The sequence below is a fragment of the Burkholderia sp. AcTa6-5 genome (assembly GCF_017815075.1).
Classification (GTDB): Bacteria; Pseudomonadota; Gammaproteobacteria; order Burkholderiales; family Burkholderiaceae; genus Burkholderia; species Burkholderia sola.
This window is the reverse complement of record NZ_JAGIQE010000040.1, coordinates 40,858-48,433: the sequence shown is the minus strand read 5'-3', so window position 1 is coordinate 48,433 and position 7,576 is coordinate 40,858. Positions and strand designations below refer to the sequence as shown.

Sequence of the window (7,576 nt, the reverse complement as noted above, 5' to 3'; positions counted from 1 at the left end):
AACCACGAGGAGAACCAGCCGGCGCACCTGACGCTGAAGGATGCGAGCGTGCCGGTGAACGTGAACCTGCGCACGTATGCGGGGCCGGAGGCGCGCTTCTGCCCGGCGGCCGTGTACGAGTTCGTGAAGAACGACGACGGCGGCGATCGGCTCGTGATCAACGCGCAGAACTGCGTGCACTGCAAGACCTGCGACATCAAGGACCCGACGCAGAACATCGTGTGGGTCACGCCCGAAGGCGGCGGCGGGCCGAACTACCCGAACATGTAACGCAACGCATCCCCGCGCCCGCGGGCGCGAACGAACCGGAGTGAGACGATGAGCAATGCAGCGAAGGAAGTCGTGGTGGTGAGCGGTGTCCGTACCGCGATCGGTGATTTCGGCGGCAGCCTGAAGGATTTCTCGCCGACCGACCTCGGCGCGAAGGTGGTCGCCGAAGTGCTGTCGCGCGCGAACGTGCCGGGCGATGCGGTCGGCCATGTCGTGTTCGGCCACGTCGTGAACACCGAGCCGAAGGACATGTATCTCGCGCGCGTCGCGGCGATCAACGGCGGCGTCGCGCAGCACACGCCGGCGCTGACCGTGAACCGCCTGTGCGGCTCGGGCCTGCAGGCGATCGTGTCGGCCGCGCAGACGATCATGCTCGGCGATGCCGACATCGCGATCGGCGGCGGCTCGGAGAGCATGAGCCGCGCGCCGTACACGGTGCCGGCCGCGCGCTTCGGCCAGCGCATGGGTGACGCGAAGCTCGTCGACATGATGCTCGGCGCGCTGCACGACCCGTTCCAGACGATCCACATGGGCGTGACGGCCGAGAACGTCGCGAAGAAATACGACATCTCGCGTGACGCGCAGGATGCGCTGGCGCTCGAATCGCATCGTCGCGCGGCGCGCGCGATCGCCGAAGGCCGCTTCAAGGACCAGATCCTGCCGATCTCGATCCGCACGAAGAAGGGCGAAGTCGCGTTCGACACCGACGAGCACGTGCGGCACGACGCGGGCCCGGACGACTTCTCGAAGCTGAAGCCGGTGTTCGCGAAGGAGAACGGCACCGTGACGGCCGGCAACGCATCGGGCATCAACGATGCGGCCGCCGCCGTGCTGATGATGAGCGCGGACACCGCGCGCGCGCAGGGCGTGAAGCCGCTCGCGCGCCTCGTCGCGTATGCGCATGCGGGCGTCGATCCGGCGTACATGGGCATCGGCCCGGTGCCGGCCACGCAGAAGGCGCTCGAACGCGCGGGCCTGAAGATCACCGATCTCGACGTGATCGAAGCGAACGAAGCGTTCGCCGCGCAGGCGTGCGCGGTCACGCAGGAGCTCGGCCTCGATCCGGCCAAGGTCAACCCGAACGGCTCCGGCATCTCGCTTGGTCACCCGATCGGCGCGACCGGCGCGCTGATCACGGTGAAGGCGCTGTACGAGCTGAAGCGCATCGGCGGGCGTTACGCGCTCGTGACGATGTGTATCGGCGGCGGCCAGGGGATTGCCGCGATCTTCGAGAACATCTGATAATCGACCGCTCAGCATCCGAATACACAGGAATCGTCATGGCCATCGAAACCGTCGGCGTCGTGGGCGCCGGAACCATGGGTAACGGCATTGCGCAAACCGCCGCCGTTGCAGGACTGAACGTCGTGATGATCGACGTCAGCGACGCCGCGCTCGACAAGGGCCTCGCCACGCTGAAGGGCAGCCTCGAGCGGCTCGTGTCGAAGGACAAGCTCGCGGCCGACGCCCGAGATGCGGCGCTCGCGCGCATCACGACGTCGACCGACTACGCGAAGCTTGCCGCGGTCGACATCGTGATCGAGGCCGCGACCGAGAACGTCGAGCTGAAGGGCCGCATCCTGAAGCAGATCGAGGCCGTCGCGCGCCCGGACGCGATCATCGCGACCAACACGTCGTCGATCTCGATCACCGCGCTCGCGGCGCCGCTCGCCGATCCGTCGCGTTTTCTCGGCATGCACTTCTTCAACCCGGTGCCGCTGATGCCGCTCGTCGAGATCATCCGCGGGCTGCAGACGAGCGACGCGACCGCGTCGGCCGTGCGCGCGCTGACCGAGCGTTTCGACAAGTCGCCGATCGGCGTGCGCAACTCGCCGGGCTTCGTCGTGAACCGGATCCTGGTGCCGATGATCAACGAGGCGTTCTTCGTGCTGGCTGAAGGCATCGCGTCGGCCGAGGAAATCGACGCGGGGATGAAGCTCGGCGCGAACCACCCGATCGGGCCGCTCGCGCTGGCCGACCTCGTGGGCCTCGACGTGTGCCTCGCGGTGATGGACGTGTTCCTGAAGGACTTCGGCGACCCGAAGTATCGCGCGTGTCCGCTGCTGCGCGAGATGGTGTCGGCAGGCAGGCTCGGGCGCAAGACCGGGCGTGGGGTGTACGACTACAGCAAGTAAGCCGGTCGTCCACGGTGTTTCGCGCGGCCGCCTTCGGGCGGCCGTGTGTTTTGTGCGGCGGGATGACGCGTCGAGTACCGACAGGTCGCGCGGCAACGCGTGCTTGAACATCGCGCTACAGCAGCCGCTCGGACAGTACGCGGAATGCGACGTCGGGCACGACGAAGCACAGCGGTTCGCCGGTCGCGCCGATGCGGGCGAGGAAGTCGCCGCCCGCGGGCCCGACCGTCTTCAGCGGCCGCACCGCATCGACGTCGATCGGCAAGTCGATCGACGCATATGCGAGGCGGTCGCAGTCCTCGACATGGGCGACGGCCGCGTGCTGCAGCGACAGCGCGGCGACGGCCGCGCGCCAGTCGTCGAAGAACGGCGCGAATGCGTCGGGCAACGTCCGGTCGTGCGACGCTTCGGCCGTGCAGCGGAAGTCGGGCGCGCTGCCGCCGCTGCCAGCCAGCCGCGTGTCATAGCGTCCGTCGTGTGCCTCGTGCGTAAAGGGCCGCGCGAGATGCGACGGCAGCGCGTCGCTGAACAGCCGGCTGCCGAGAGCATAGAGCGGGTGATCGAACACGTTCTTCACGAACAGCACGGTGCGCTCGGCCGGCGCGCCGCCCGGCAGCGCATCGACGTAGAGCCGCCAGTTGCTTTGCAGCGGCGACGGAAACGCGCGCCGCAGCGGGCCGGCGAGACGCGGGCCGAAATGCCGGTGCCGGTAGGTGAGCGTTGTGAACGGTGTGCGGCCGCCGCGGCTCGCGAGCGTGACGCCGCGCGGCACGAGGTGCGCGACGGCCGCGACATCGACGACCCACGTGCAATACACGACGTGCTCGACGTCGCTTGCGAGCTGCAGGAACGGTAGCCGCGACAGCAGCGCGCGACGTGCGCGCAGCAGCGGGCCACTCGCGACGATCCGGTTGGCGAGTCGGCCGGCGATGCCGGAGGACGGATGGACGAAGGCGTTGTCGTGGCGCATGGGCGGCATTGTGCCGGGGTTGTCGCATACGGGGAAGATGCGCGGCAAGTGTCTTGAGCCGAGCGGGCGCACATCCGCCGGCGACCCCGCGCGGTGCTGCTCGCGCGACGCATGGCGACGGCCGGGCTTCGCGCGTCAATACCCCGACCCGCCGCCGCCCTGATCGGTCACGATCGCCACCCCCGAACTCGTGCCGAGCCGCGTCGCGCCGGCTTCGAGCATCGCCAGCGCGGCTGCGCGATCGCGCACGCCGCCCGACGCCTTCACGCCGAGCGTCGGCCCGACCGTACGCCGCATCAGCGCGACATCGGCCAGCGTCGCGCCGCCGTGGCCGAATCCGGTCGACGTCTTCACGAACGCGACGCCGAGATCGCGGCACATCCCGCACACGCGCACCTTCTCGTCGTCGGTCAGTAGCCCCGTTTCAAGGATCACCTTGAGCGGCACCGGGCCGCAAGCGCGATGCACGGCGTCGATGTCGGCCTTCACGTCGTCGGTGCGGCCGCTTTTCAGCGCGCCGATGTTGATCACCATGTCGATCTCGCCGGCGCCCGCGGCGATCGCGGCGGTGGCTTCGAACGCCTTCGTGGCGGACAGCCCCGCGCCGAGCGGGAAGCCGACCACGGCGCAGACGAGCACGCCGGTTTCAGCCAGTTCGTGCGCGGCGAGCGGCACGTTCGCCGAATTCACGCAGACCGAGTAAAAGCGATGCTCGGCCGCCTGGCGGCAGAGTTCGCGGATCTGCGCGTCGCTCGCGTCGGGCGCGAGCAGCGTGTGATCGATGGTTTGGGCGAGTTGGGCGTTGGAAAGCGGCATGTGTCAGGGCTCCACGGATCGTGTGCGGAAAGGGCACACGGAAAGTTGATGTTTTCACATCGGTTTGTTACAAATACGACATTCCGGCCGGGCCCGCGGGCCCGGCACGACGAGCGACTCACGCGGCGGGCACGCAGGATACAGGCATGGAAACAAAGAAGGGCGAACGGATCAAGACATTGATGAACGTGCTGCAAGGGCAGAACGCGATTCATCTGAGGGAAGTCGCCGAGTTGTTCGGCGTGTCCGAAATGACGATCCGCCGCGATCTCGCGGACAACCCGCACGGCCTCAGCCTGATCGGCGGCTACGTGACGCGCCATTTCGCCGCGCAGCGCAGCGACATCGGCGAATACCTGATCAGCGCCGAGAACAACCGGCAGACCGAGGAAAAGCGCCGCATCGGCAAGCTGGCCGCGCAGTTCGTGACGACCGGCGACACGATCTTCGTCGACTGCGGGTCGACCACGCCGTTCATCGTCGACTTCATTGCCGACGACCTCGAATTCACGGCGGTCTGCAATTCGCTGAACGTGTTCGCGAAGTTGCAGCAGAAGCCGCATTGCAACGTGATCCTGTGCGGCGGCGCATATCACCGGCAGAACATGGTGTTCGAATCGGTCGCCGAAACGGGCATTCTCGATTCGGTACGCGTGTCGAAGGCGTTCATCTCGGCGGCCGGCGTGAGCGAGCGCTGCGGCGTCACGTGCTTCAACTTCCACGAAGTCGATGCGAAGAAGAAGGTGATGGCGCGCGCGCAGAACCGCTTCCTGCTGGTCGACCACACGAAGTTCGACGAAGTGCGCGCCGCCTATTTCGCAGAATTGACCGATTTCAACTACGTGATCTCCGACGGGCAACTGAGCCGCCGCTACGAAACGGCGATCCGCGAGCACGGGATCGCGCTCGTGACCTGATGCGGCGCCGTGCATCGCGCTTTTCAGCACGTCACGCATCGCGCGCTTCCGCCGCGCTGAGGTAGCCGGTAAGCACCTCGAAGCGGCGCGATGCGCCGGGCGCCAGCGCCGCGACGTGGCCCTTGCGGCGTTCCGCTTCGTAACCCTCCGGCTCGCAGGTCGACGGCAACGCGAACGCGGCCACCTGCTGATCCGCGTTGTGCAGGATCCAGCGCGTCGCATGCGGGAATTGCGCGGGGCGATACGCGGTGTGGAACGCGCCGCCGTCCGGATGCGCGAGCCGGAAATGCGCGACGCCGTCGGCATCCGTTGCCACGTCGTTCATGAAGAACACGATCTCGGGGTCGTACAGCGCGGGCGCATCGAGCGTCGCGAGCCGGGCCGGTTCGTGCGCGAGCATGGCCGTGTAGTCGCGCCATGCGGCGGTGGGCTTCACGTGCGCGGGCACGCTGTCGCGCAGCCGCATGCCGCCGCGCGGCAGCGACTGCACGAAGCGGCCGCCCGGCACGTATGCGTAGTTCAGGTGGGCCATGTACATCAGGTCCATCGGCGCGCCGCCGAGGTTCGTCACGTCCATCGCGATCGTCATCCGCGCCTCGTGCTCGGCCAGCCGCACCGACGGCCGCGCGACGTAGTGGCTGCCGAAGCCTTGCACGTATTCGTATTCGCCTGTCACTTCGACCGTCGCGCCGCGCGCGTCCATGCCGACGACGAGGCTCGCGCGGTCCATCGGCGCGCAGGGCATCTCGCCGTGCAGCGCGTGCGTGTCGTCCGGCCCCGGGCAGCCGTTGCGCAGCAACCCGCTATGGAACATGAAGCAGCCGTAGGTATCGATGATCGACGCCGCGCGCTTCGGCTGCCGGAACATGTGCTTCATCGTCAGGTCGCGGCCGTCGAATTCGGCGGCCCAGATCATCTGACCGAGATACGGCAGCACGACCAGATGACCGCGGCGGTTCTCGAGCTTCAGCGCCTCGACGCCGGACGGATACGCGAACGCGGTGACGGTGAGGCTGTCGGTGCGGTACAGCGTGCGCGGCGCTTCGCGGAAGTCGTCGCGCCGCAGTTCGATCTCGCCGCGCATGGTCAGGCTCCCGACGTGTTGCGCGTCGCACCGTAGCGCGCGGACGAATGGCCGTCGGCCGCCGCGTCGGGGGTCGACGCCGGCAGGTGACGCAGGCAGTAGAAGCCGTAGTACACGATCACGACGAAGCACAGCAGCGGCACGACGAACGCGAGCTGCATGTTGCCGCCGGTGTGATCGGAGATCAGCCCCTGGATCAGCGGCACGACCGCGCCGCCGACGATGCTCATCACGAGGATCGAGCCGCCGTATTCGGTGTCCTTGCCGAGGCCGTCGATCGTCAGCCCGTAGATCGTCGGCCAGCACGGGCCGAGGAAGATGCTCACGCACACGGCCGCATACACGGCGGTGATGTTGTGTACGCTGATCGTGTACGCGAGCAGCGCGATGCACAGGATGCCGTACACGATCAGCACCTTGGCCGGGCCGACGCGTTTCATCACGAGCGTCGCGACCAGCTTGCCGACGAAGAACGCGAAGAACGTCGCGAGCAGATAGCGCGATGCGCCGCGCTCGGTGAGGCCGCCGATCTGCATCGCGAGCCGGATCGTGAAGCTCCACACGCCGACCTGCGCGCCCACATACAGAAATTGCGCGACGACGCCCGCGACGAAGCGCCGGTTGCCGAACAGCCGCGCGAGCGTGCCGCGCGCGTCGATCCGGTGCGCGACCGTACTCGCGCCGTTGCCCTTGCAGGCCGGATACGGCGTGAGCGCGAACACGATGAACACGGCGACGAGCACGACGATCAGCCATTTGTACGGCTCGAGCGTGGCCTGGATCATCGCGAGCTGGTGCGTATGCGCGTCGGCGGCCGACATCGCCGCGAGCTGCGCATGCGACGCATCGCCTTCCTTGAAGATCAGGAAGCTGCCCATGTAGACGCCGGCCATCGCGCCGAACGGGTAGAACGTCTGCGAGATGTTCAGCCGCCGCGTGCTGGTGTCGCGCGGGCCCATCAGCGTCGAATACGAGTTGGACGCCGTTTCGAGAAACGACAGGCCGGCGGCGATCACGAACAGCGCGACGAGGAACATCCCGTACTTCGCCATCGACGCGGCTGGGAAGAACAGCAGGCAGCCGGTCGTGTAGAGCAGCAGGCCGACCAGGATCGTCGTCTTGTAGCTGAACTTCTTCACGACGGTCGCGGCCGGAATCGCGAGGAAGAAGTAGCCGAGATAGAACGCGGACTGCACGAACGCCGATTCGAAATCGGACAGGAAGAACGATTTCTTGAACTGCGCGATCAGCACGTCGTTCAGGTTCGCGGCGGTGCCCCACAGCGCGAACAGGCAGCACAGCAGCGTGAACGCGAAGAGCGGCGTGCGATTCAGGTAATAGCCGTCAGGCGTGTGTTCGATCGGGGTCCGGCTCATGGGTGTCT

General features: G+C 67.4%; 8 protein-coding genes. 4 read left to right on the top strand and 4 right to left on the bottom strand.

What is annotated here, in order from left to right; genetic code table 11:
* The 3 genes from J8I33_RS32695 to J8I33_RS32685 all read left to right on the top strand — a co-directional run.
* A partial coding sequence (locus tag J8I33_RS32695; protein WP_185727961.1) for a 4Fe-4S dicluster domain-containing protein occupies positions 1 to 270 on the top strand: 270 nt, incomplete at its 5' end.
* A 48-nt stretch (positions 271 to 318) separates the two neighbouring features.
* Positions 319 to 1,512, top strand: a complete 1,194-nt coding sequence (bktB, locus tag J8I33_RS32690; RefSeq protein WP_050017773.1) for a beta-ketothiolase BktB — start codon at positions 319 to 321, stop codon at positions 1,510 to 1,512.
* Positions 1,513 to 1,550: 38 nt separating this feature from the next.
* On the top strand, positions 1,551 to 2,405 hold the full coding sequence (locus J8I33_RS32685) for a 3-hydroxybutyryl-CoA dehydrogenase (protein WP_050017772.1): 855 nt from the start codon (positions 1,551 to 1,553) through the stop codon (positions 2,403 to 2,405).
* 115 nt (positions 2,406 to 2,520) lie between these two features.
* Here the strand turns inward: J8I33_RS32685 and J8I33_RS32680 are convergent, their stop codons facing one another.
* Both J8I33_RS32680 and deoC read right to left on the bottom strand, forming a co-directional pair.
* On the bottom strand, positions 2,521 to 3,384 hold the full coding sequence (locus J8I33_RS32680) for a DUF2071 domain-containing protein (protein WP_124631908.1): 864 nt from the start codon (positions 3,382 to 3,384) through the stop codon (positions 2,521 to 2,523).
* Positions 3,385 to 3,510: 126 nt separating this feature from the next.
* On the bottom strand, positions 3,511 to 4,191 hold the full coding sequence (gene deoC, locus J8I33_RS32675; protein WP_209939819.1) for a deoxyribose-phosphate aldolase: 681 nt from the start codon (positions 4,189 to 4,191) through the stop codon (positions 3,511 to 3,513).
* 146 nt (positions 4,192 to 4,337) lie between these two features.
* Between deoC and deoR the strand changes: the two genes are divergently transcribed.
* A complete protein-coding gene (gene deoR, locus J8I33_RS32670) occupies positions 4,338 to 5,108 on the top strand; it encodes a DNA-binding transcriptional repressor DeoR (RefSeq protein ID WP_124557405.1) in 771 nt (256 codons plus the stop codon).
* A 31-nt stretch (positions 5,109 to 5,139) separates the two neighbouring features.
* On the opposite strand, the gene J8I33_RS32665 is transcribed toward deoR, so the two are convergent.
* Positions 5,140 to 6,192 carry an aldose 1-epimerase family protein gene (locus J8I33_RS32665; RefSeq protein WP_209928234.1) on the bottom strand — a complete coding sequence of 351 codons (1,053 nt, stop codon included), beginning with the start codon at positions 6,190 to 6,192 and terminating at the stop codon, positions 5,140 to 5,142.
* Positions 6,193 to 6,194: 2 nt separating this feature from the next.
* Positions 6,195 to 7,568 (bottom strand): L-fucose:H+ symporter permease, encoded by a 1,374-nt coding sequence (gene fucP, locus J8I33_RS32660; RefSeq protein ID WP_209939818.1) that lies wholly within the window; start codon positions 7,566 to 7,568, stop codon positions 6,195 to 6,197.
* Positions 7,569 to 7,576: the final 8 nt, after the last annotated feature.

Excerpts from the sequence above, each read along its gene's own strand:
- bktB (WP_050017773.1), top strand. The coding sequence starts at position 319 with ATGAGCAATGCAGCGAAGGAAGTCGTGGTGGTGAGCGGTGTCCGTACC.
- J8I33_RS32685 (WP_050017772.1), top strand. The coding sequence starts at position 1,551 with ATGGCCATCGAAACCGTCGGCGTCGTGGGCGCCGGAACCATGGGTAAC.
- J8I33_RS32680 (WP_124631908.1), bottom strand. The coding sequence starts at position 3,384 with ATGCCGCCCATGCGCCACGACAACGCCTTCGTCCATCCGTCCTCCGGC.
- deoC (WP_209939819.1), bottom strand. The coding sequence starts at position 4,191 with ATGCCGCTTTCCAACGCCCAACTCGCCCAAACCATCGATCACACGCTG.
- deoR (WP_124557405.1), top strand. The coding sequence starts at position 4,338 with ATGGAAACAAAGAAGGGCGAACGGATCAAGACATTGATGAACGTGCTG.
- J8I33_RS32665 (WP_209928234.1), bottom strand. The coding sequence starts at position 6,192 with ATGCGCGGCGAGATCGAACTGCGGCGCGACGACTTCCGCGAAGCGCCG.
- fucP (WP_209939818.1), bottom strand. The coding sequence starts at position 7,568 with ATGAGCCGGACCCCGATCGAACACACGCCTGACGGCTATTACCTGAAT.